Origin of the sequence: Nocardioides soli, assembly GCF_014191495.1 — a bacterium.
Classification (GTDB): Bacteria; Actinomycetota; Actinomycetes; order Propionibacteriales; family Nocardioidaceae; genus Nocardioides; species Nocardioides soli.
In genome coordinates, this window is the sequence record NZ_JACHWR010000004.1 from 227,757 (window position 1) to 249,693 (window position 21,937).

The following is a 21,937-nucleotide window of genomic DNA, read 5'->3' on the forward strand; positions in this document are numbered from 1 at the left end:
CCTCAGCGCCCGCGGAACTGCGGCGCCCGCTTCTCCGCGAACGCCCGCGGCCCCTCCTTGGCGTCGTCGGAGGCGAAGACCGTCATGCCGACCTTCGCGTCGGCGGCCCAGCAGTCCTCCTCGTGCCGGCCCTCGGAGTCGCGGACGGTCTTGAGGATCGCCTGGACGGCGAGCGGGCCGTTGGCGCAGATCAGGTCGGCGACCTCGTGGGCCTTCGCGAGCGCCCCGCCGTCGGGGACGACGTACCCGATCAGGCCGATCTCCCGCGCCTCCGGCGCCTTGATGTGGCGGCCGGTCAGCAGCAGGTCCATCGCGACGGTGTAGGGGATCTGGCGGGGGAGGCGGACGGCGGACCCGCCCATCGGGTAGAGGCTCCACTTGGCCTCGGAGATGCCGAAGCGCGCCGACTCGCCGGCGATCCGGATGTCGGTGCCCTGGAGGATCTCGGTGCCGCCCGCGATGGCAGGCCCCTCGACCGCGGCGATCAGCGGCTTGGTCAGCCGGAACCCCTTGAGCAGTCCCTTGAGCACCGACGGGTCGAAGCCCGACTTGAAGCTCTCGTCCGGCGACCGCTTGGTGGCGGCCTTGAGATCCATGCCCGCGCAGAAGTAGCCGCCCGCGCCGGTGAGGATGCAGGCGCGGATCGAGTCGTCGTCGTTGACGCGGTCCCAGGCCTCCTCCATGATCGCCAGCATCTCGCCGGAGAGGGCGTTGCGCGCCTCGGGGCGGTTCATCGTGACGACGAGCTTGTGGCCGTCCTGCTCGACGAGGCAGTGCGGCTCCGGGGTCGTCCCGGACTGGACATCGGCGCTGGTCATGGCGGGAGCCTAGCCAAGAACGAGAACGTGTTCTAGTCTCGCGTCGTGGCTCACAACATCGCTGACCTCTTCGAACACGCCGTCGACGCTGCCCCCGACAACCTGGCGCTCAAGGTGGGGGACCGGACAGTGACCTACGCCCAGCTGGAGGCCGACGCCAACCGGCTCGCGCACTACCTGGCCGCGCAGGGCGTCGGGCCGGGTGAGCACGTGGCGATCTACGCCAAGAACAGCATCGAGCACGTCGTGGCCATGCTCGCGATCGTGAAGATCCGCGCGGTGATGATCAACGTGAACTACCGCTACGTCGAGGGCGAGCTCAACTACCTCTTCGACAACGCCGACGTGGTCGCGGTGATCCACGAGCGCTCCTACGCCCCGCTGGTCGCGGCGATCTGGGACAAGCACGACCGGCTGACGACCGCCGTCGTCGTCGACGACGCGCTCGACCCCGACGACCGCTCCGACTTCTCGTCGTACGGCGCGGTGCACTACGACGACGCCATCGCCGGCCAGAGCGCCGAGCGCGACTTCGGTGAGCGCAGCCCCGACGACATCCACATCATCTACACCGGCGGCACGACCGGCTTCCCCAAGGGCGTCATGTGGCGCCAGGAGGACTGGTGGCGGGTGCTCGGCGGTGGCATCGACTTCTACACCGGGGAGCCGCAGGACGAGTTCGCCCAGTCCCGCCAGGCGACCGACCCCCGGATGGTCACCTTCCCGCTCAGCCCGCTGATGCACGGCGGCGCGCAGTCGGGGCTGCTCATGCACCTCTTCGCCGGCCACCTCACGATCCTCGAGCCGAAGTTCGACCCGGTCCGCACCTGGGAGCTGATCGAGAAGGAGAAGGTGCAGCTGATCTTCATGACCGGCGACGCGATGGCGCGCCCGCTCATCGAGGCCTTCGAGGAGAAGGCCGCGACCGGCACGGCGTACGACTGCGCCAACCTGGTCGCGATCTCGAGCAGCGCCGCGATCTTCAGCCCGCCGGTGAAGGCGCGCTGGATGGCGGCCTTCCCCAACTCGATCTTCACCGACTCCGTCGGCGCGACCGAGACCGGCTTCTCGGGGATGGGCCTGCAGGACCCCAACAACATCTCGACCGACGGCCCGGTGATCGGCATCGGACCGAACGCCGTGGTGCTCGACGAGAACAACCGGCTGCTCGACCCGGCCACCGACATCGGCAAGACCGGACGCCTCGGCCGCGGCGGCTCGGTGCCGGTCGGCTACTACAAGGACCCCGCGAAGTCGGCGGCGACGTTCCTCGTGATCGACGGCGAGCGCTACTCGGTGCCCGGCGACTTCGCGCGCATCGAGGAGGGCAACCGGCTCACGCTGCTGGGTCGCGGCTCCAACTGCGTCAACACCGGCGGCGAGAAGGTCTACCCCGAAGAGGTCGAGATGGCCATCAAGGGGCACCCGTCGGTGTACGACGTGCTCGTGGTCGGCATCCCGGACGAGAAGTTCGGCCAGGCCGTGGCCGCGGTCGTCGAGCTGCGCGAGGGCCAGTCGCTCGAGCTGGAGGACCTGCGCACCTACCTGCGCGAGTTCCTCTCCGGCTACAAGCTGCCGCGCTCGCTGACGATCGTCGACCGGGTGCCGCGCAACGCGGCCGGCAAGGCGCAGTACCCCGCCGCCAAGGACATCGCGATCGCCGGCTTCGCCGCGAAGGCCGCGACCGTCGACCCGACCAGCGTCTGACCCGGGAGCACCATGCGCACCCCTCTCTGTGACCGGTTCGGGATCGACTACCCGATCTTCGCCTTCACGCCGTCCGAGCACGTCGCGGCCGCCGTGTCGCGGGCCGGTGGCCTGGGCGTGCTCGGCTGCGTCCGGTTCAACGACACCGACGAGCTCGAGCGCACCCTGAGCTGGCTCGACGACAACACCGACGGCAAGCCGTACGGCGTCGACATCGTGATGCCGATGAAGATCCCGACCGAGGGCAAGTCGGTCGATCTGCAGGCGATGATCCCGCAGAAGCACATCACCTTCGTCGAGCGGACCCTGCAGCGCCTCGGCGTACCGCCGCTGGCCGAGGGCGAGGGCCGGGAGGGCGTGCTCGGCTGGCTGCACTCGGTCGCGCGCTCGCACCTCGACGTGGCGCTGCAGCACCGGCCGGTGCTGATCGCCAACGCACTCGGCTCGCCGCCGGTCGACGTGATCGAGAAGTGCCACGAGCACGACATCCTGGTCGCCGCTCTCGCCGGCGCGGCCAAGCACGCGGTCTCCCACGTGCGCAACGGCGTCGACATCATCGTCGCCCAGGGCTACGAGGCCGGCGGCCACACCGGCGAGATCGCCAGCATGGTGCTGCAGCCCGACATCGTCGACGCCGTCGGGCCCGACGTGCCGGTGCTCGGCGCCGGCGGCATCGGCTCCGGTCGCCAGATCGCGGCGTCCCTCGCCCTCGGCTCGCAGGGCGTGTGGACCGGCTCGATCTGGCTGGGCACCAGCGAGTACCAGAACCTCCAGTCGAACGCCGGGTGGACCGAGGCGTTCACGCGCGCCACGTCGTCGGACACGGTGCGCACCCGGATCTACACCGGCAAGCCGGCCCGGCTGCTCAAGACGAAGTGGACCGAGGCGTGGGCCGAGGAGGACGCGCCGGAGCCGCTGCCGATGCCGCTGCAGAACCTCCTGGTCGCCGACGCCCACAACCGGATCAACGCCTCCGGCGACCCCGACGTCATCTCGATGCCGATCGGGCAGATCGTCGGTCGCATGAACGAGGTCCGGCCGGTCGCCGAGGTGATGGCCGGCCTGATCGCGGAGTTCGAGGACGCCGTCTCGCGGCTGGAGTCGATCCGGAAGTAGAGCCGCCGGTGGTTGAGGCCTCGAAACCCGGTGAGCAGCGCTACGAGCTCGCTCTCAAGGCTGGTTCTCGGCTTGCGGGGTTTCGAGGCTCCTCCGCTCGTCCCTCGCTCCGGAGCACCTCAACCACCGCTCCGGAGCAGCTCAACCACCGCGCAGGTCCGGGTGCGCCCGGCCGGCAATCAGCGGCAGGTCGAGGTAGGTGCGGATGCCCGGCTCGGCGGCGACGACGTACGGGATCGAGTTCACGCAGTGCATGGCCGTGGCGACCACGCCGGGGTTGCGCACCAGGCCTTCCGCGACGGTGGTGGGCTGCCAGCCCTTGATCGTGACGAACGTGTCGGGGTCGCCCAGCACCTCGACCTCGAAGCGCTCTCCCTCGGGGCCGAAGCTCCAGGCGGGGGAGAGGTGCTCCTCGCCCATCAGCCAGTTCACCGCGATCCGGATCACGCACGCGTCGCCGACGTGCGCCTCCCAGACGAACCGCTGCGCGGCGACCAATCCGGGCTCGATGACGCCGATCGGCGTGTCGATCGGGGCGGTCGCGACCGCGACCTCCTGGGAGGTCCGGATGTCGGCGTCGGCGGAGAAGCCGAGGACGTCGAGGCACATCCGCACGGACTGCACGAAGCCGCCCGAGAGCAGCCCGAGCATCGGCCCGCCCATGGCATCCTCCGGCTTGCCGCCGAACATCATGATGTGGCGCACGACGTCGGGGGCGTTGTAGGTGCGGATGTCGCTGAACTCCTCACCGCGTACGAACGTCACCCCCGACGACAGCGCCGAGAACATCAGCGGGTGCAGCTCGGTGGTGCCTCCGGGGTTGATGCCGGTGCCGTGCAGGGTGGTGCCGCCCTCGGCGCAGGCCGCGGCGAGCGGGGCGCCGTCGCGTTCGGTCGGGTAGAACCAGCCGACCGGGGTGACCACGTTCTTGCCCGAGCGCAGGATCGCGGCGACCTCGTCGCGGTTGGGGATCAGCGGCGCGTAGAGGACGGCATCCGCGTCGAGGGCGAGTACGTCGTCGATGCGCGACGTCGCTAGCACGCCCAGCGGCTCGCCGCCGATCAGCTCGCCGACGTCGCGGCCGTGCTTCTCCTCGGAGTGCACCCAGCAGCCGACCAGCTCGAGCTCCGGGTGGAGCAGGATGCCTTCGATGGCGGCCTTGCCGACGCTGCCGGTGGCCCACTGGATGACGCGCACGGGCTCACCCTCGCAGGTAGAACGTGTTCTCGTCTATGGGTCGGGCGGCGTGGGGAGTTTCGTCGGCCGGCCGACGTTTCTCACGCCTGGACGATGAACCTCGCCGCGACGACGAAGGTCGCGACACCGCTTCACAGCGACGACATCACACCGACCGCCTCCGGTGCGAAGCGCGGGAAGACCGCCGCCGTCGAGGCGCCGAAGCGGGTGGCGACGATCTCGGCGAGCACGCTGCGGTAGTCGGTGGTCACCAGCAGGTCGGCGTCCGGGCCGGTGCCGAGCCCGGGCCAGGAGCCGTAGTAGCGGCCGCCCCTGACGCCCGCGCCGGCGACGAACATGACGTTGCCGTACCCGTGGTCGGTGCCGCGGCTGGCGTTCTCGACCACTCGCCTGCCGAACTCGCTGATCGTCACGAGGGTGACCTTCGCGGCCTGGTCGCCCAGGTCGCCGAAGAACGCCGCGATCGCGCCCGCCAGCTCGCGGGTGTTGTCGACCAGCCAGCCGCCGTCGGCGGAGCCCATGCCGGAGTGCATGTCCCAGTCGCCGTGGTCGACGGTGACGACCTCGATGCCGACGTCGCCGCGGATCGCCCGGGCGACCTCGGCCAGCGCGCGGCCGAGGTCGGTCGCGGGATAGCTCGCGCTGTTGTCGGCGGCCGCCTTCGCGGGACCGAACCCGTCGACCGCGGCGTACGTCGAGCGCATCGCGCGCGCCAGCGGGGAGCGGTCGTGCTCCCAGAGGGTGCGCAGCGAGGCCCGGCGCCGGCCGCGGTCGTCGTCGCCCTCGCCGGGCAGCGACACGTCGTCGACCGCGCCGGCCGACATGGTCGGCTCGGGCCCGAACAGCGAGGTCGGGGCGACCCCGCCGCCCAGGCTGAGCCCGTCGAGCGGCGAGCGGCCGGGCGTCGCGCCGATCAGGCGGTTCAGCCAGCCGCTGCGCACCGACGACCCCGGATCGGCGTCCTCGACCTCCTCCATGGCGGCGAAGTGCGAGCGGTTCGGCGCGGGCAGGCCGGTCGCGTGCACGGCGGCGAGCCGGCCCTCGGTCCAGAGCGGGAGCAGCGGCGCGAGCTCGGGGTGCAGGCCGAACATGCCGTCGCGGGCCAGCAGCCGGTCGGCCGGCACCGCGATGCCGGGGCGGGCGGCGTAGTACGCCGGGTCGGCGTGCGGCACCACCAGCGACAGCCCGTCGGCGGCGCCGCGCAGCGACAGCACGACGAGCACCGACGTGGCCGGGCCGGCAGCGGCGGCGGACGTCGTGACCGCCGCCGAGCCGACCAGGGTGGTGGCACCGGCGAGCGCGACCGCGCCCGAGAGGAGGCCGCGCCGGGAGACGGCCGCGAACTCGGCGCAGCAGGGGGACTGGTCAGGAGTCGTCATCGTCATCACCGGGTCAGGTGGGCGGGGGAGTCGAGGAGGGTCGCGAGGAGCCGGTACATCCCCCAACGCACCAGGGGGTGGTCGGCGGTGATCCGCTCGCGGGGCCGGCAGCCGGTGGCCTGGCAGCACGCCTGGAGCAGGCGGGGCGTGGCGCGGCGGTGCAGGATCCGGCGCGACAGGTCGTCGACCAGCTCCTCGAACCGCACCGTGTCGCTCGGCAGCCACGCCCGGGGCCGCCGGTAGCGGACACCGACGCTGGGCCACCAGCCGGCGGCGAGGCTCTGGTGCACCTCCATCGACGCGATCAGCCGGGCCGGCGACGACCACGACACGCTGTCGATCGGCTGACCGTCGGGCCGCGGCCACGAGAACGGCGCCACGCCCATGCCCGACACCTGCCAGAGCAGCTGGTTGGCGGCGTGCTTGTCGCCGGCCGCGCCCGCAGGCGGCCGGCGGACGTCGATGCCCAGCACGCGGTACGTCGCGACCAGGTCCTCGCCGGGGTCGCGGACCTTGGACCCGGCCGACCTGCGGAACGCCCGGGAGTCGACCAGGGCGCGCAGCACCGGGCGGATCTCGGTGTCGTGGCGCAGGTAGACCCGGGCCAGCTCGGCGACCAGCTCGGCCGGCGGCTCGTCGCGGACGAACTTGGTCGCGAGCCGGCGGGCCACCGTGCGGGCCGTGGCCGGGTGGTGGGCCAGGTAGTGCAGGTACCTCCGGGTGACCTCCCGGCCGTTCGCCGACGCGTTGCGGTGCCGGAAGCCCATCACCCGCACCCGGCCGCGCGCGTGGGCCTCCTCGTCGTACTGCCGCCGGAAGGTCTCCCACATGTCGACGGTCCAGCCGGTGAGGATGCGGGCCGAGTCCTTGACGTCGCGCTCGTCGTAGGCGCCGCGGCCGACGGTGTGCAGCTCGAGCAGCTCGCGGCCGAGGTTCTCGTTGGGGAACCTCTTGGTGGAGCTGACGTTGTCGAGGCTGATCAGCATCGCGGGATGGGTCACGGCGTCCCGCAGCAGCTCGTCGAAGCGCCCGAGGGCGTGCCGGCGGATCACGGTGCCGAAGTCGGAGCGCCAGGTGAACTGGGCGTCGCCGTTCACCGGCACGTGGAAGTGGTGCTCCCAGAGCTCGGTCATCACCTCGTGCAGCTGGCGGCGCGACCGCATCCGGCGCAGCAGCACCCAGCGCTGGTAGTCGGCCATCACCTCCCAGCCGCCCTCGATCCCGCGGTCCTGCCGCTTCCAGAGATCGGTCGGACCACGGTCGAGGCTGGGCCACCAGCCGCGGAGGCGGTCGGCGGCGCCGTCGTGGATCCGCCCGGGCGCGAGCTGCTGCTCGAACCAGGCACCGGCGCCCCCGGCCCGGCGTACGTCGCGGGCCAGGGCCGGTGTGACGCCGTACGAGAACCGGCCGACGAGGTGGCGTGCCGCGGGGGACAGCAGCTCGGGCATGGGGCGGACTCCGGTCTGGCAGGGGGACACGAGACCTGATCCCGAGAGGGCCGCGGACCGTGGTCCAGACCACGGTAGGGGGTCGGGGCCGCGATGCGCCGCATCTGTGCCGAGTGTTCTCGGCGACCGGTGCGCCGGTAACATTCGTCGGGACCTGTTCGCCTCCCGTGAGGAACTCTCGAACCCAGCCATGGACGGCTCTCAAAGTCCCCGGCTCTCCCCGGCCCCTGACCAGGGAGAGCCCCTCCGATGACCACGTGGATCCTGATCGCCACGGCCCTGCTGATGATTGCGGCGTGCGGCGTCTTCGTCGCGGCCGAGTTCTCCTTCGTCACCGTCGACCGCGGCCAGGTCGACCGCGCCGCCGCGGCCGGTGACGGCGGGGCGCGTCGCCTGCAGGGCGCGTTGCGCTCGCTGTCGACCCAGCTCTCCGGTGCCCAGGTGGGCATCACGATCACCAATCTGGCCATCGGCTACCTGGCCGAGCCGGCGATCGCCGACCTGATCGACCAGCCGCTCGCGGACCTCGGCGTCCCCGAGGGCGCGGTGCGGCCGGTGGCCATCGCGATCGCGCTCTCGCTCAGCACCGTGCTCACGATGATCTTCGGCGAGCTGGTGCCCAAGAACCTGGCGATCGCGAAGCCGATGGCGGTCGCGCTCGCGACCGAGCGCTTCCAGAGCGCCTTCACCGCCGTGGCCCGCGGGCCGATCCGGGTGCTCAACGGCTCCGCGAACGCGATCGTGCGCCGACTCGGGATCGAGCCGCAGGAGGAGCTCCGCTCCGCCCGCAGCTCCTCCGAGCTCGCCTCGCTGATCCAGCGCTCGGCCACCCTCGGCACGCTCGACGTCGAGACCGCCGAGCTGATGGAGCGGTCGGTGGAGTTCGGGGCGCGGACCGCCGGCGAGATCATGACGCCCCGGGTGCGGACGACGACCCTGGGCGTCAACGACCGGGCCACCACGCTGATCGAGCGCGCCCGCGAGTCCGGCCACTCGCGCTTCCCGGTGCTCGACACCGACGAGACCGTGGTCGGCACCGTGCACGTCAAGAACGCCGTCGGGCTGCCCGTCGGCGAGCGCGCCACCACCAAGGTCAAGCACCTGATGGCCAAGCCGATCCTGGTGCCGGACTCGCTGCGGCTCGACCCGCTGCTGGCGCTGCTGCGCAAGGACGGCTTCCAGCTCGCGGTCGTGCTGGACGAGTACGGCGGGTTCGCCGGCACCGTCACGCTCGAGGACGTCGTCGAGGAGATCGTCGGCGACATCTCCGACGAGCACGACCGGCTCAACGCCAGCGCGCGCCGGCTCCGCGACGGCGGCTGGTCGCTGTCGGGCCTGCTGCGGCCCGACGAGGTGGAGGGAGCGACGGGCATCGAGCTGCCCGACCACGAGGACTACGACACGATCGCCGGCCTGGTGCTCCGCTCGCTGGGCCGGGTGCCGAAGATCGGCGACGTCGCCGAGATCGTCGTACCCGACCGCAGCGCGGCCGACGACGCCGACCAGTACGAGCCCCGGGAGCGGCTCGCCGTGCTCACCGTCGAGCGGATGGACGGGCTGCGCATCGACCGGCTCTCGCTGAAGCTGGTCGGCGGCGAGGGGAGCGACTCGTGAACGACGTGACCGCGGTCCTGCTGGCCGTCGTGCTGCTCGTGCTCAACGCGTTCTTCGTGGGTGCCGAGTTCGCGCTGGTCTCCGCTCGACGCAGCCAGATCGAGCCGCGCGCCCAGGACGGCTCCCGCCTGGCGCGGACGACGCTGCGGGCGATGGAGCACGTGTCGCTGATGATGGCCGGCGCCCAGCTCGGCATCACCATCTGCTCCCTCGGCCTCGGTGCCGTCGGCGAGCCCGCGGTCGCGCACCTGATCGCGCCGCTGCTGGAGGCGCTGCATGTGCCGCACGGGCTGCTGCACCCGATCGCGTTCGTCATCGCGCTCGGCATCGTCGTGTTCCTGCACGTCGTGCTCGGCGAGATGGTGCCCAAGAACATCGCGCTCGCCGGCCCGGACCGGGCGGCCCTGGTGCTCGGCCCGCCGATGTACGCGATCGTCACCGTGCTGCGCCCGTTGATCGTCGGGCTGAACGCGATCGCCAACGGCATGCTGCGGCTGATCCGGATCGAGCCCAAGGACGAGGTGAACTCGACGTACACCCGCGAGGAGGTGGCGGCGCTGGTGGAGGAGTCGCACGGCGAGGGCATGATCGAGAGCGACGAGTACGACCGGCTGGCCGGGGCGCTCGGCTTCACCGAGAAGACCGTGTCCGCCGTGCTGATGCCGTCGGAGTCCCTCACGACCGTGCGCCGTGGCTCGTCGGTCGCGGAGGTCGAGTCGGTGTGCGCCGCCACCGGCTACAGCCGGTTCCCGGTCACCGGGGCCGACGGCGACCTGGTCGGGTACCTGCACATCAAGGACGTCATCGAGACCGACCCGAACGGGCGCGACCGGGTCGTCCAGGACAAGTGGATCCGGCCCTTCGCTCCGGTCGCCCCGACCGACGCGCTGCACGACGCGCTGGAGAAGCTGCAGCGCCGCGGCGCCCACATGGCGCGCGTCGTCGGCCCCGACGGCACGACGCTCGGGCTCGCGACGCTCGAGGACGTGATCGAGGAGCTGGTCGGGGAGATCCGCGACGCCGCGCATCAGGACGAGCCGGTCTGACCCGGGAGTCGGGCGGGCCGCCGTTCGGCGGTTGGTGCCGTGCGTCAGAAGTTCTGGTGCGCTTCGCGCACTCATGGCACGCGCTCTGCGGCGTTGCCGTCGCCTGCGAGACGAGCGGGTATGGCGGCGCTCCGGCGCCTGGCAGCGCACCCACCCTGAGCACGCCAACCGTTTAACAACTTCCAACGCACGCCACTAGGGTGTGCCTCGTTAGGCACCCCGGAGAAGCGCAGGCGGGAGCACGGTGGGAGACGACGCGACGCGACACCGCGTCTGGACGCTGCCCAACCTGCTCAGTGCGCTGCGGCTGGCGGGCGTCCCGCTGTTCCTCTGGCTGGTCCTGGGACCCGAGGCCGACCTGCTCGCACTCGGCGTGCTGGCGCTCTCGGGCATCACCGACTTCCTCGACGGCTACCTCGCGCGCCGGCTCGGCCAGACCTCCGTGCTCGGCCAGGTGCTGGACCCGGTGGCCGACCGGCTCTACATCCTCGCGGTCGTGGTCGGCCTCGCGCTGCGCGACATCGTGCCCTGGTGGGTGGCGCTCTCGCTGCCGCTGCGCGACCTGCTGCTGTGGGGCCTGGTGCCGCTGCTGCGCACCCGCGGCTACAGCGCGCTGCCGGTGCACTTCCTCGGCAAGGCGGCGACGTTCAACCTGCTCTACGCCTTCCCGCTGCTGCTGCTCGGCGACGGCGACGGCACGGTCGCGACGCTGGCCCAGGTCTTCGGCTGGGCGTTCGCGATCTGGGGGATCGGGCTCTACTGGTGGGCCGGGCTGCTCTACGCCTGGCAGGTGCGCACCCTGCTGCGCACCACCGAGCGACGCCGAGCGGTGAGCGATGCCTGACGCCCCGACATCCGACCGCGCCCGGACCCCGCTGCTGACCCTGATCACCCAGGAGTCGATGGACGAGGACTACCAGCACGTCGCCGACCGGCGGGCCGCGTCCCGGCAGCCGGCGCCCACCGGGCGCCGTTCGCACTGGACCGCGGCGGTGGTCGTGGCGGCGTTCGGTGTGCTGGTGACCATCGCGGCGGTGCAGACCTCGGCGTCCTCCGGCATCAACGACGCCAACCGCGACTCGCTGCTGCGGCGGATGGAGGACCAGCGCGCGGAGGCCGCCGACCTGCAGACCAGGATCGTGCGACTGCGCGAGCTGATCGTCGGGCTGCAGACGAAGTACGAGTCGGCCGCCGAGAACGCGCAGAGCGCCGAGAACCGCACCGAGCGGCTCGCCGCGACGACCGGCTTCGGCGCCGTCAGCGGTCCGGGCGTCGTGATCACCGTCGACGACGCTCCCGACGGGGAGACGGTCCGCGGCGAGGACCTGGCGCTGCTGGTCAACGGGCTGTGGGAGGCGGGCGCGGAGGCGGTCGCCATCAACGGCAAGCGGCTGACCGCGCGGTCGGCGCTGCACAACTCCGGGGCGGCGATCAACCTCAACGGACCACCGCCGATGTCGCCGCCGTACGTCGTCTCGGCGATCGGCGACAACAAGACGCTGCCGGCGGACCTGCTCGACACCTCGAGCGGCCTGGCCTTCACCAACGTGGCCGATGTCCTCGGGTTCTCGGTCAAGCGACAGAATGTGGACGACGTCACGCTGCCCGCCGCCACCCAGCGGCAGCTCCGTCTGCGTTACGCGGTGAAGGGCACCGCGGAGCAGAACCGCATCAAGCACGGGAAGGAGACCGCGCCGTGATCGCCGCTCTCGGGCTCCTCGCCGGCATCCTGCTCGGCATCGTCTTCCAGCCGGACGTGCCGAACTGGCTGGAGCCCTATCTGCCGATCGCCGTGGTCGCCGCGCTCGACGCGGTCTTCGGCGCGCTGCGCGCCTACCTCGACGGCATCTTCGACGACAAGGTGTTCGTGGTCTCGTTCGTCAGCAACGTCGTGATCGCCGCGGGCATCGTCTTCCTCGGCGACAAGCTGGGCGTCGGGGGACAGCTGTCCACCGGCGTCATCGTCGTCCTCGGCATCCGGATCTTCTCCAACGTCGCCGCCATCCGGCGGCACCTCTTCCACGCCTGATCCGATGGCCGACGACCACCCCACCCCGCAGCCGGACGGCGAGTCCGCCGAGCCGGAGCAGCGCTCCGGGCGCGACCGGCTGCGCCACGCGCTGCTGCGCCCGTCGCGGGGGCAGGTGGTCGTGGCCGTGCTGCTCGCGCTGCTGGGGTACGCCGCGGTGACCCAGGTGCGGTTCACCACCGTCGACGACACCTACGCCAGCCTGCGCGAGCAGGACCTCATCGACGTGCTCAACGGCCTGGCCGCCCAGACCCAGCGCGCGGAGGCCGAGATCGCGCGGCTCGAGCGCACCCGCGACGACCTGCAGTCCGACACCGGCCAGCGCGAGGCCGCGCTCGCGCAGGCGGAGGAGCAGGCCAACACGCTCGCGATCATGGCCGGCCTGGTGCCCGTGACCGGCCCGGGCATCCGGATCACGATCACCGAGAACGAGGGCACCGTCGACGTCGACACGATGGTCGACCTGGTGCAGGAGCTGCGCACGGCCGGCGCGGAGGCGATCCAGATCAACGAGGAGGTGCGCCTGGTGGCGCAGAGCTCCTTCGACGACGCCGTCGGCGGCATCGAGGTCGACGGCACGACGATCAGCTCGCCGTACGTCGTCGACGTGATCGGCGACCCGCGCACCCTCCACGGCGCGGTCGACTTCCCCAAGGGCCCGCGCGACCAGTTCGAGGACGAGGGGGCGACCGTCGAGGTCGAGGAGCTGGCCTCGCTGGACATCGAGACCGTCGTCGAGCCGCGCCGGCCTGAGTACGCCGAACCCGACTCGTCGCAGTAACCTCAGCGAGCGCACCCGCGCCCTCCCGATCACCCGACCCGCCGCACGACTCAGGCGCACGACTCAGAGGAGACGACGTGTACCCCGACGACCTGTTGTACACCAGCGAGCACGAGTGGGTCCGCGAGCCCGGCGAGCACGAGGGTGCGGTGCGGATCGGCATCACCCACTACGCCCAGGACGCGCTCGGCGACATCGTCTACGTCTCGCTCCCGGAGCTGGGCGACGCGGTCGAGGCGGGCTCGACGTGCGGCGAGCTCGAGTCGACCAAGTCGGTCAGCGACATCTACGCGCCGGTCTCCGGTGAGGTCGTCGCTCGCAACGAGGCCCTCGACGCGACCCCCGAGCTGGTCAACAGCGACCCGTACGCCGGCGGGTGGCTCTTCGAGGTGGTGCCGTCCGACCGCGGCCAGCTCACCGACCTGATGGACGCCGCGACGTACCAGGGGACGCTCGAGGGCTGACCCCGCCGGCCCGGCCGCCGACCGTCCCCAGGAACGACGGGGAGTTCGCTTGATCGCCCCCGGCGGACTGATAGGTTCGGGGCAACCGTCAACCTCAACCGACCCTTGAGGGTTTGCCGCGAGATCGAAGGACTGACCGATGCCGTTCTGCACAGTCTGTGGCACGCAGAACCCTGACGACGCGCGCTTCTGCGCCCAGTGCGGCAACCGGCTGGTCTCGCCGCCCGCTCCGACCCATCCGGGGGAGGGCGCGGGGGAGACCACGGCGACCATCCAGATCGGGTCGGCCGACAAGGTCGAGACCTCCGACCGGCAGCTCAACCCGGTCGACGCCGCCGCGGTCGACGCGCTCCCGGCGGGCCACGCCCTGCTGGTCGTGCAGCGGGGGCCGGGCGCCGGCAGCCGATTCCTGCTCGACCAGGACGTGATCAGCGCCGGGCGGCACCCCGACAGCGAGATCTTCCTCGACGACGTGACCGTCTCGCGCCGGCACGCGGAGTTCCACCGGCAGGGCGACTCGTTCACGGTGAGTGACGTCGGCAGCCTCAACGGCACCTACGTCAACCGCGACCGGATCGACCGGGTGCAGCTCACCGACGGCGACGAGGTGCAGATCGGCAAGTTCCGGCTCGTCTTCTTCGCAGGCCACCCGGGCGCGTGAACACCCGATGAGCAGTCCGGCCGGCTCCGCCGCCGGGGCCTCGTCCGCGCCCCGGGCGCGGATGAACATCGGGCAGGTCCTCGACCAGCTGCGGCCGGACTTCCCCGGGATCACGATCCCCAAGATCCGGTTCCTCGAGGACAAAGGGCTGATCAAGCCCGAGCGCACCCCGGCCGGCTACCGGAAGTTCTCGGTCGACGACGTCGACCGGCTCCGCTACGTGCTGCGCATGCAGCGTGACCACTACCTGCCCCTGCGGGTGATCGGCGAGCACCTCGACGCCATCGACCGCGGCCTGGAGCCGCCGCCGATCGAGCCCGTCGTACCCACCGTCCCGCAGGTGACCCTGGCCGCCGACGGGCTGCCGAGCCCCGAGTCGTTCCGGCGCCGGGACAACCTGCGGCTGTCGCGGCGCGAGCTGCTGAAGATCGCGGAGATCTCCGAGGAGCTGCTCGGCGAGCTGGAGCAGTTCGGCCTGCTGACGGCCTCGCGCACCGGCCACTACGACACGGACGCACTGGTGATCGCCCAGACGGCGCGCGAGCTCGCGGACTTCGGCTTCGAGCCGCGGCACCTGCGCGCCTTCAAGACGGCGGCCGACCGCGAGGTCGGGCTCGTCGAGCAGGTCGTCGCCCCGCACAAGCGCGGCCGCGACACCGCCGCGCGGGCCCGCGCCGAGGAGACCGTCAGCGAGATCGCCGCCCTCTCCGTACGCCTGCACGCCACCCTCGTCAAGGCCGGCCTGCGGGGAGCGTGACTGGTCCCCCGCCCGCACTTGCCGGGTGCTGCAACGCCCGAGAAGTGCAGGAATCGGCTGAGGATTGAGCCGCGGGTTGGCGGGAGTAGGGTGGTCTCGTGCGCGAAGTCGATGTCTTGGGAGTCAGGGTCGAGATGCCCTCGAACCAGCCGATCGTGCTGCTCCGCGAGGTGGCCGGCGACCGCTACCTGCCCATCTGGATCGGGGCGGTCGAGGCGACCGCCATCGCGTTCGCACAGCAGGGCGTGGTGCCGCCCCGGCCGCTGACCCACGACCTGATGAAGGACGTGCTGGCGGCGACCGGCAACGAGCTCACCGAGGTGCAGATCACCGAGGTCCGCGACGGCGTGTTCTTCGCCAACCTGGTCTTCGGCTCCGGCGCGGAGGTGAGCGCCCGGCCCTCGGACTCGATCGCGCTCGCGCTGCGCACCGGCACCCGCATCGTGTGCGCGGAGGACGTGCTCGACGAGGCCGGCCTCGCCGTACCCGCCGAGCAGGAGGACGAGGTCGAGAAGTTCCGGGAGTTCCTCGACCATGTCACCCCCGAGGACTTCGACGCGCACTGAGGTGTGGTGTTGCGGTCTGCGGGTTTCGGCTGCTGACCGCCGAACCCACGAGACATGCCGATGCGACACGGCGTGGCGTGCGGGTTTCGGCTGCTGACCGCCGAAACCGGCACAGCGCCAACCCCAACCCTCAACCTCAGGTTGAGGGTCACGACACGCCGCCCACGTCTTTGACGCGTTCGCGCGGGGGGCCTACCTTGAACTGTCTCTGTTGTAACTCCATCGCTGTGACGCCCCGGCCTCCGGGACCGACCGGCACCTTCCCCGAACGAGTTACGCTCAACGGAGTAGCCCCACGGAGGACCGTGTGAACGAGAACGAGCAGCAGCACGACGCCGAGGCGTCGGTCGCTGCCCAGGCGGCGGAGGAGCAAGGACTGCTCTTCACCGACGATGTCTCCCCGCTGCCCAGTGACACCGGCTACCGCGGGCCGACCGCGTGCAACGCGGCCGGCATCACCTACCGGCAGCTCGACTACTGGGCCCGTACCGGCCTGATCGAGCCGACCGTGCGGGGTGCGAAGGGGTCCGGGTCGCAGCGGCTCTACTCGTTCCAGGACATCCTGTTGCTCAAGGTCGTCAAGCGTCTCCTCGACGCGGGCATCTCGCTGCAGCAGATCCGCACCGCCGTGCAGCACCTGCGCGAGCGCGGCACCGACGACCTGACCCGCGTCACGCTGATGAGCGACGGGGTATCGGTCTACGAGTGCACCAGCAACGACGAGATCATCGACCTGCTCCAGGGCGGGCAGGGCGTCTTCGGCATCGCCATCGGCGGCGTCTGGCAGGAGATCGAGGGCACCCTCGCCGAGCTGCCCTCCGAGCGCACCGCCGAGGTCGAGGAGACCCCGGCCGTCGGCGATGAGCTCGCCGCCCGTCGCGCGGCACGCAAGACCGGCTGATCCTCACGCTTCCAACTCCGGCCCGTTGCCTCACGGCGGCGGGCCGGAGTCGTCTGTACGCCGCGGCACGGGTAGATTGGGCACGCCGACAATCCCGCACGGGAGAGTCTTCGTCCGGCGCTGCCGGGCGGAGCGCCGAAGGGGCAATCCCTCCCCGGAACCTCTCAGGCGCCCAGGACCGCGCGGGTCAGGCAACTCTGGAGCCGTCCGGCCTGCTCGGAGCCGGTGACAGAGGGGGAGGCACCCGAACGACCGCATCGAGTCGATACGTCGAGGAGCCCCCTGTGCCGGACCGTCCCACCCTGACCGATCTCGACGGCGCGCTGCCGTTCGTCGAGCGCCACATCGGCCTCCGCGAGGCCGACATCGCCTCGATGCTCGATCGCCTCGGCTTCGACTCGCTCGACGCGCTGATGGACGCCGCCGTGCCCGGCGCGATCCGGGTCGCCGCGTCGCTCGACCTGCCCTCGCCGCTCAGCGAGGAGGCGGCCGCGCGCGAGCTGCGCGCGATCGCGCACGCGAACCGGCCGGGGGAGGCGATGATCGGGCTCGGCTACCACGCGACGATCACCCCGCCGGTCGTGCGCCGCAACGTGCTCGAGGACCCCAGCTGGTACACCGCCTACACGCCGTACCAGCCCGAGATCTCCCAGGGCCGGCTGGAGGCGCTGCTCAACTTCCAGACCATGGTCGGCGACCTCGCCGGGCTGCCCACCGCCAACGCGTCGCTGCTCGACGAGGGCACGGCCGCGGCCGAGGCGATGACGCTGGTACGTCGGGCCAAGAAGTCGGCCGCTGGCCCGTTCGTGGTCGACGCCGACGCGCTCCCGCAGACCATCGACGTGGTGCGCACCCGCGCCGAGGCGATGGGCATCGAGGTGGTCGTGGCCGACCTGACCGGCGGGCTGCCGGAGGGTGAGCTGTGCGGCGTGCTGGTGCAGTACCCGGGCGCGTCCGGCCGGGTGCTCGATCCGCGCCCGCTGATCGAGCAGGCCCACGAGCGCAACGCCCTGGCCGTCGTCGCCGCCGACCTGCTCGCGCTCACCCTGCTCGAGTCGCCCGGCGAGCTCGGCGCCGACGTCGTGGTCGGCTCCAGCCAGCGCTTCGGCGTGCCGCTCTTCTACGGCGGACCGCACGCGGGCTACATGGCCGTCGCCGCGGGCCTGGAGCGACACCTCCCGGGCCGCCTCGTCGGCGTCTCCGTCGACGCGGAGGGCCGCCCGGCGTACCGCCTCGCGCTGCAGACCCGCGAGCAGCACATCCGCCGCGACAAGGCGACCTCCAACATCTGCACCGCGCAGGTGCTGCTCGCCGTGGTGGCGTCGATGTACGCCGTCTACCACGGCCCCGAGGGGCTCCGCGCGATCGCGACCCGCACCCACCGGTACGCCGCGGTGCTCGCCGCCGCCCTCGCCGAAGCGGGCTTCCCGGCCCGGCACCGGCAGTTCTTCGACACCCTGACCGTGGCCGTCCCCGGGCGGGCGCACGACGTCGTGACCGCCGCCCGGGGCCTGGGCCTCCAGCTGCGCCTCGTGGACGCCGACCACGTCGGCATCAGCACCTCCGAGCTCACCACCCGATCGACGATCGCCAGCGTGCTCAAGGCCTTCGGGGTCGCGGGCACCGACCTCGACGCCGTCGACGCGATGACGCCCGACGCGCTCCCGGAGCAGCTGCGGCGCGGCACGCCGTACCTCACCCACGAGGTGTTCTCCACCCACCACAGCGAGACCGCGATGTTGCGCTACCTGCGCCGGCTCTCGGCCCGCGACTACGCGCTCGACCGCGGCATGATCCCGCTGGGCTCGTGCACGATGAAGCTCAACGCGACCACCGAGATGGAGCCGATCTCGCTGCCGGGCTTCGCCGACCTGCACCCGTTCGCGCCGGCCGAGGACGCCACCGGCTACCGGCAGCTGGTCGACGAGCTCGAGGGCCTGCTGGCCGAGGTGACCGGTTACGACCGGGTCTCGATCCAGCCGAACGCCGGCTCGCAGGGCGAGCTGGCCGGGTTGCTCGCGATCCGTGGCTACCACCGCGCGAACGGCGAGGCGCACCGCGACGTCTGCCTGATCCCGAGCTCGGCCCACGGCACCAACGCCGCCTCCGCGGTCATGGCCGGCATGAAGGTCGTCGTGGTCAAGTCCGGGGACGGGGGAGAGGTCGACCTTGCCGACCTCCGGGCGCAGTGCGAGAAGCACGCCGACGACCTCGCCGCGATCATGGTGACCTACCCGTCGACGCACGGCGCCTACGAGGACACCATCACCGAGCTCTGCCGGGTCGTCCACGACCACGGCGGCCAGGTGTACGTCGACGGTGCCAACCTCAACGCGCTGCTCGGCTATGCCAAGCCGGGCGAGTTCGGCGGCGACGTCTCCCACCTCAACCTGCACAAGACCTTCTGCATCCCGCACGGCGGTGGTGGCCCGGGGGTCGGCCCGGTCGCGGTGCGCGCTCATCTCGCGCCGTACCTGCCCTCCCACGCCATGCACCCCGAGCAGGCCAAGCGCGAGGGCATCGGCCCGATCAGCGCCGCGCCGTACGGCTCGGCGGGCATCCTGCCGATCTCGTGGGCCTACGTCCGCCTGATGGGTGCCGCCGGCCTGACCCGGGCCACCGCGGTCGCGGTGCTGTCGGCCAACTACGTCGCCGCCCGCCTCGGCGAGCACTACCCGGTGCTCTACCGCGGCCACGGCGGCCTGGTCGCGCACGAGTGCATCCTCGACCTGCGCGGCCTCACCAAGGACACCGGCGTCAGCGTCGACGACGTCGCGAAGCGGCTGATCGACTACGGCTTCCACGCCCCGACGATGTCGTTCCCGGTCGCGGGCACCCTGATGGTCGAGCCGACCGAGTCGGAGGACCTCGCCGAGATCGACCGCTTCATCGACGCGATGATCGCCATCCGCGGCGAGATCGACCGGGTGGCCTCGGGGGAGTGGACACCGGAGACCTCGCCGCTGCGCGGCGCCCCGCACACCTCGCGCGCGCTGGTCGGCGACTGGGACCGCGCCTACACCCGCGAGGAGGCGGTCTTCCCGACCGGCGTCACCGGACCCAACGGAGCGGGCGACAAGTACTGGCCCCCGGTCGCTCGCATCGACCAGGCCTACGGCGACCGCAACCTGGTCTGCGCGTGCCCGCCGCCGGAAGCGTTCGCGGAGTGAGCACCACCCCACGCTTCCGAGGGGACCCCGAATGAGCGTCTCCGACCTGACCGCACACCGGCTCCGGGCCCGGCTCGCCCATGCCCAGTCGGCCGGCCGGCTGCCGTCGGTGGTGGCCGGGCTGGTGCGCGATGGCGAGCCGGTGTGGTTCGACGCGTACGGCACCCCGCCGGTGTCCGGCCACGACCCGTACGACGTGCAGTACCGCATCGGGTCGATCACCAAGACGATGACCGCGGTGCTGGTGCTCCAGCTCGTCCGTGACGGCCGGATCGGGCTCGACGACCCGGCGTCGGTGGTGCTCGGCGAGGTCGGGTACGCCGACCGCTCGGTGCGCACGCTGCTCGCGCACAGCTCCGGCATGCAGTCCGAGCCGGCCGGCCCGTGGTGGGAGCGCACGGCCGGCGGGTCCTGGGCGGAGCTGACCGCCGCCAACGACGGATCGGGTGCGGTGTTCCCCGCACTCCAGGAGTTCCACTACTCCAACCTCGGCTACGCGCTGCTCGGCGAGCTGGCCGCCCGGCTGCTCGGCAGCACCTGGTGGGAGGCCGTGCACCGGCGGATCCTGATGCCGCTGGGCATGCGGCGGACGTCGTACCTGCCCGAGGGTGCGGCCGCCCAGGGGTGGTCGGTGCACCCCTACGAGTCGACGCTCGTCGCCGAGCCGGCCACCGACACCGGTGCGATGGCGCCGGCCGGGCAGGTGTGGGCGACGGCGACCGACCTCGCGCGCTACACGTCGTTCCTGCTCGGGGGTCATCCCGACGTGCTGTCGGCCGAGGAGCTGGCCCGCGCGTTCGGCCCTCAGTCGGGCACCCCGAAGGACGGCCTGGGCTACGGCCACGGGCTGGGGTTCCAGCTCTTCCCCGGCGGTGCCGGCACGCTGGCCGGTCACACCGGGTCGATGCCGGGCTTCCTGGCGGCCTGCCTTGTCGACCGGGACCGGCGGGTGGGCGGGATGGTGCTGGCCAACGGCACCGCGGGCTACTCGCCGGCGGCCATCGTCACCGAGCTGCTCGACGAGCTCGAGCGCTGCGAGCCGACGGTCGCGCCGGCGTGGACGCCGTCACCCACGCTGCCCACCGAGCTCGCGGGCGTGCCCGGCGTGTGGCACTGGGGCAACACGCCGATCGTGTTCGCGATGGAGGGCGTCGAGCTCGTCGGTCGCCGCGGCGGGGCGGAGCTCTACCGGTTCGCGGTCGTCGACGGCCGCGTCGTGGGGCGCTCCGGCTACCACGCGGGCGAGGAGCTGCGCGTCGTCCGCCGTGCCGATGGCCGCGTCGGCCACCTCGACATCGCGACGTTCGTCTACACCCGGGAGCCCTACGACCCGGAGGCGCCGATCCCGGGCGGCCACCCGGGATCGGCCTGAGCCGACGGTCAGGCGCCCCAGCGGCCGAGCAGGTCCACGAGGTCGTCGAGCTCGGACTTCTTCGGCTTCGGCAGCGGCTCGCCCTTGAGCTTGATGTGCTTCACGACGCCGTGGTCGGCGATCCCCGGCGAGGACAGCAGCGACGCCTTCCCGGAGCTGCCGCCGATCATCGCTGCCCACATGATCTTGTGGCGCTGCACGCGGATCGTGCGGGTGGCACCGGCGGGGACGCGCAGCTTGCCGTCGGGGCGGATCGCCCGCGGGTGGCCGTACCAGACGCGGACCGGGCGGTCGTTGTGGTTGGTGACCTTCAGCCGGCCCCGCTTGCCGCGCACCTTGGTCACGTCGACCGGCTGCACCTCGCGGACTACGACCGTGAGGGTGGCCGGAACGAGGTGGGTGTGGTCGCAGACGTAGTAGTCGATGACGTGGGTCCCGCGGGCCCGCGGAGCGAGACCGACGAGGAGCTCTCCCGGGCCGCCGGTGGAGTCGGGAAGGATCCCGGGGCTCTGCATCACCATGACGCTGGGAAGCTTCTCCGTGAAGATGTCCGGCTCGGGGAACCGGCAGAGCGCGAGATCGTCGCCGCTCGGGGACGTGTCGTTCGCGAGGACGTCGATGACCGTGCCCTGGCCGGGCCACATCGTCAGGGTGTCCGGGACCACGACCGGCGGTGCCGGCTCGTCGGCGTGCACCGGCGCGACGACGAGCAGAGAGGCGCCGAGTGCGGCGCCCGCCACGAGGGCGGACATACGGACGAGGACGCTGGTGCGCAAGGGGTCTCCGATCCCGGGCTGATGCTGGTCCCGGCGACCCTAGGCCACCAACGCCCTCGCTGTACCTGAGTTGGCCGAACCGAGATGGACGCCCTGGTCACCAGGCCGGCTCGGTCGCATCGGCTCTCGACCCGG

20 protein-coding genes and 1 riboswitch are annotated in these 21,937 nt (G+C 72.0%); of the genes, 15 read left to right on the plus strand and 5 right to left on the minus strand.

Translation table 11 applies throughout. The features are described 5' to 3' along the window. Positions 1-2: 2 nt before the first annotated feature. Positions 3-818 (minus strand): crotonase/enoyl-CoA hydratase family protein, encoded by an 816-nt coding sequence (locus tag FHU40_RS23985; protein ID WP_183595015.1) that lies wholly within the window; start codon positions 816-818, stop codon positions 3-5. 45 nt (positions 819-863) lie between these two features. Between FHU40_RS23985 and FHU40_RS23990 the strand changes: the two genes are divergently transcribed. After that, positions 864-2,525 carry an acyl-CoA synthetase gene (locus FHU40_RS23990; protein ID WP_183595016.1) on the plus strand — a complete coding sequence of 554 codons (1,662 nt, stop codon included), beginning with the start codon at positions 864-866 and terminating at the stop codon, positions 2,523-2,525. 12 nt (positions 2,526-2,537) lie between these two features. Further along, positions 2,538-3,641, plus strand: coding sequence for an NAD(P)H-dependent flavin oxidoreductase (locus tag FHU40_RS23995; protein ID WP_183595017.1), 1,104 nt, complete (start codon positions 2,538-2,540; stop codon positions 3,639-3,641). A gap of 141 nt (positions 3,642-3,782) precedes the next feature. Here the strand turns inward: FHU40_RS23995 and FHU40_RS29760 are convergent, their stop codons facing one another. The 3 genes from FHU40_RS29760 to FHU40_RS24010 form a co-directional block, all read right to left on the minus strand. Continuing rightward, a complete protein-coding gene (locus FHU40_RS29760) occupies positions 3,783-4,838 on the minus strand; it encodes a dihydrodipicolinate reductase (protein ID WP_183595018.1) in 1,056 nt (351 codons plus the stop codon). A gap of 131 nt (positions 4,839-4,969) precedes the next feature. Then, positions 4,970-6,217, minus strand: a complete 1,248-nt coding sequence (locus tag FHU40_RS24005) for a DUF1501 domain-containing protein (protein ID WP_183595019.1) — start codon at positions 6,215-6,217, stop codon at positions 4,970-4,972. A gap of 5 nt (positions 6,218-6,222) precedes the next feature. Then, positions 6,223-7,665, minus strand: a complete 1,443-nt coding sequence (locus tag FHU40_RS24010) for a DUF1800 domain-containing protein (RefSeq protein ID WP_183595020.1) — start codon at positions 7,663-7,665, stop codon at positions 6,223-6,225. Between the two features lie 249 nt (positions 7,666-7,914). On the opposite strand from FHU40_RS24010, the gene FHU40_RS24015 reads away from it, so the two are divergent. The 13 genes from FHU40_RS24015 to FHU40_RS24075 all read left to right on the plus strand — a co-directional run bounded on the left by FHU40_RS24015 (position 7,915) and on the right by FHU40_RS24075 (position 21,026). Beyond that, positions 7,915-9,279, plus strand: coding sequence for a hemolysin family protein (locus FHU40_RS24015; RefSeq protein WP_183595021.1), 1,365 nt, complete (start codon positions 7,915-7,917; stop codon positions 9,277-9,279). Continuing rightward, positions 9,276-10,325 carry a hemolysin family protein gene (locus FHU40_RS24020; RefSeq protein WP_183595022.1) on the plus strand — a complete coding sequence of 350 codons (1,050 nt, stop codon included), beginning with the start codon at positions 9,276-9,278 and terminating at the stop codon, positions 10,323-10,325. The genes FHU40_RS24015 and FHU40_RS24020 overlap by 4 nt, the downstream gene beginning before the upstream one ends. Positions 10,326-10,569: 244 nt before the next feature. Continuing rightward, positions 10,570-11,169 (plus strand): cardiolipin synthase ClsA, encoded by a 600-nt coding sequence (clsA, locus tag FHU40_RS24025; RefSeq protein ID WP_183595023.1) that lies wholly within the window; start codon positions 10,570-10,572, stop codon positions 11,167-11,169. Then, positions 11,162-12,025, plus strand: a complete 864-nt coding sequence (locus tag FHU40_RS24030) for a DUF881 domain-containing protein (protein WP_183595024.1) — start codon at positions 11,162-11,164, stop codon at positions 12,023-12,025. The genes clsA and FHU40_RS24030 overlap by 8 nt, the downstream gene beginning before the upstream one ends. Beyond that, on the plus strand, positions 12,022-12,354 hold the full coding sequence (locus FHU40_RS24035) for a small basic family protein (RefSeq protein ID WP_183595025.1): 333 nt from the start codon (positions 12,022-12,024) through the stop codon (positions 12,352-12,354). The genes FHU40_RS24030 and FHU40_RS24035 overlap by 4 nt, the downstream gene beginning before the upstream one ends. A 4-nt stretch (positions 12,355-12,358) precedes the next feature. Further along, positions 12,359-13,135 (plus strand): DUF881 domain-containing protein, encoded by a 777-nt coding sequence (locus FHU40_RS24040; protein WP_183595026.1) that lies wholly within the window; start codon positions 12,359-12,361, stop codon positions 13,133-13,135. Between the two features lie 77 nt (positions 13,136-13,212). After that, entirely contained in the window at positions 13,213-13,599 is a 387-nt protein-coding gene (gene gcvH / locus FHU40_RS24045) for a glycine cleavage system protein GcvH (RefSeq protein ID WP_183595027.1), read from the plus strand. A 139-nt stretch (positions 13,600-13,738) separates the two neighbouring features. Beyond that, entirely contained in the window at positions 13,739-14,260 is a 522-nt protein-coding gene (locus tag FHU40_RS24050; RefSeq protein ID WP_183595028.1) for a zinc-ribbon and FHA domain-containing protein, read from the plus strand. A gap of 7 nt (positions 14,261-14,267) precedes the next feature. Further along, positions 14,268-15,017 carry a transcriptional regulator FtsR gene (gene ftsR, locus FHU40_RS24055; protein ID WP_183595029.1) on the plus strand — a complete coding sequence of 250 codons (750 nt, stop codon included), beginning with the start codon at positions 14,268-14,270 and terminating at the stop codon, positions 15,015-15,017. A 98-nt stretch (positions 15,018-15,115) separates the two neighbouring features. Further along, a complete protein-coding gene (locus FHU40_RS24060) occupies positions 15,116-15,583 on the plus strand; it encodes a bifunctional nuclease family protein (protein WP_183595030.1) in 468 nt (155 codons plus the stop codon). 307 nt (positions 15,584-15,890) lie between these two features. Then, positions 15,891-16,484, plus strand: coding sequence for a MerR family transcriptional regulator (locus FHU40_RS24065; RefSeq protein WP_183595031.1), 594 nt, complete (start codon positions 15,891-15,893; stop codon positions 16,482-16,484). Between the two features lie 89 nt (positions 16,485-16,573). Next, a riboswitch (glycine riboswitch) is annotated at positions 16,574-16,675 on the plus strand. Positions 16,676-16,768: 93 nt separating this feature from the next. Next, positions 16,769-19,654 carry an aminomethyl-transferring glycine dehydrogenase gene (gene gcvP / locus FHU40_RS24070; RefSeq protein WP_183595032.1) on the plus strand — a complete coding sequence of 962 codons (2,886 nt, stop codon included), beginning with the start codon at positions 16,769-16,771 and terminating at the stop codon, positions 19,652-19,654. A 31-nt stretch (positions 19,655-19,685) separates the two neighbouring features. After that, positions 19,686-21,026, plus strand: coding sequence for a serine hydrolase domain-containing protein (locus tag FHU40_RS24075; RefSeq protein WP_183595033.1), 1,341 nt, complete (start codon positions 19,686-19,688; stop codon positions 21,024-21,026). An 8-nt stretch (positions 21,027-21,034) separates the two neighbouring features. Here the strand turns inward: FHU40_RS24075 and FHU40_RS24080 are convergent, their stop codons facing one another. Continuing rightward, positions 21,035-21,778, minus strand: coding sequence for a hypothetical protein (locus FHU40_RS24080; RefSeq protein ID WP_183595034.1), 744 nt, complete (start codon positions 21,776-21,778; stop codon positions 21,035-21,037). Between the last annotated feature and the right edge of the window lie 159 nt (positions 21,779-21,937).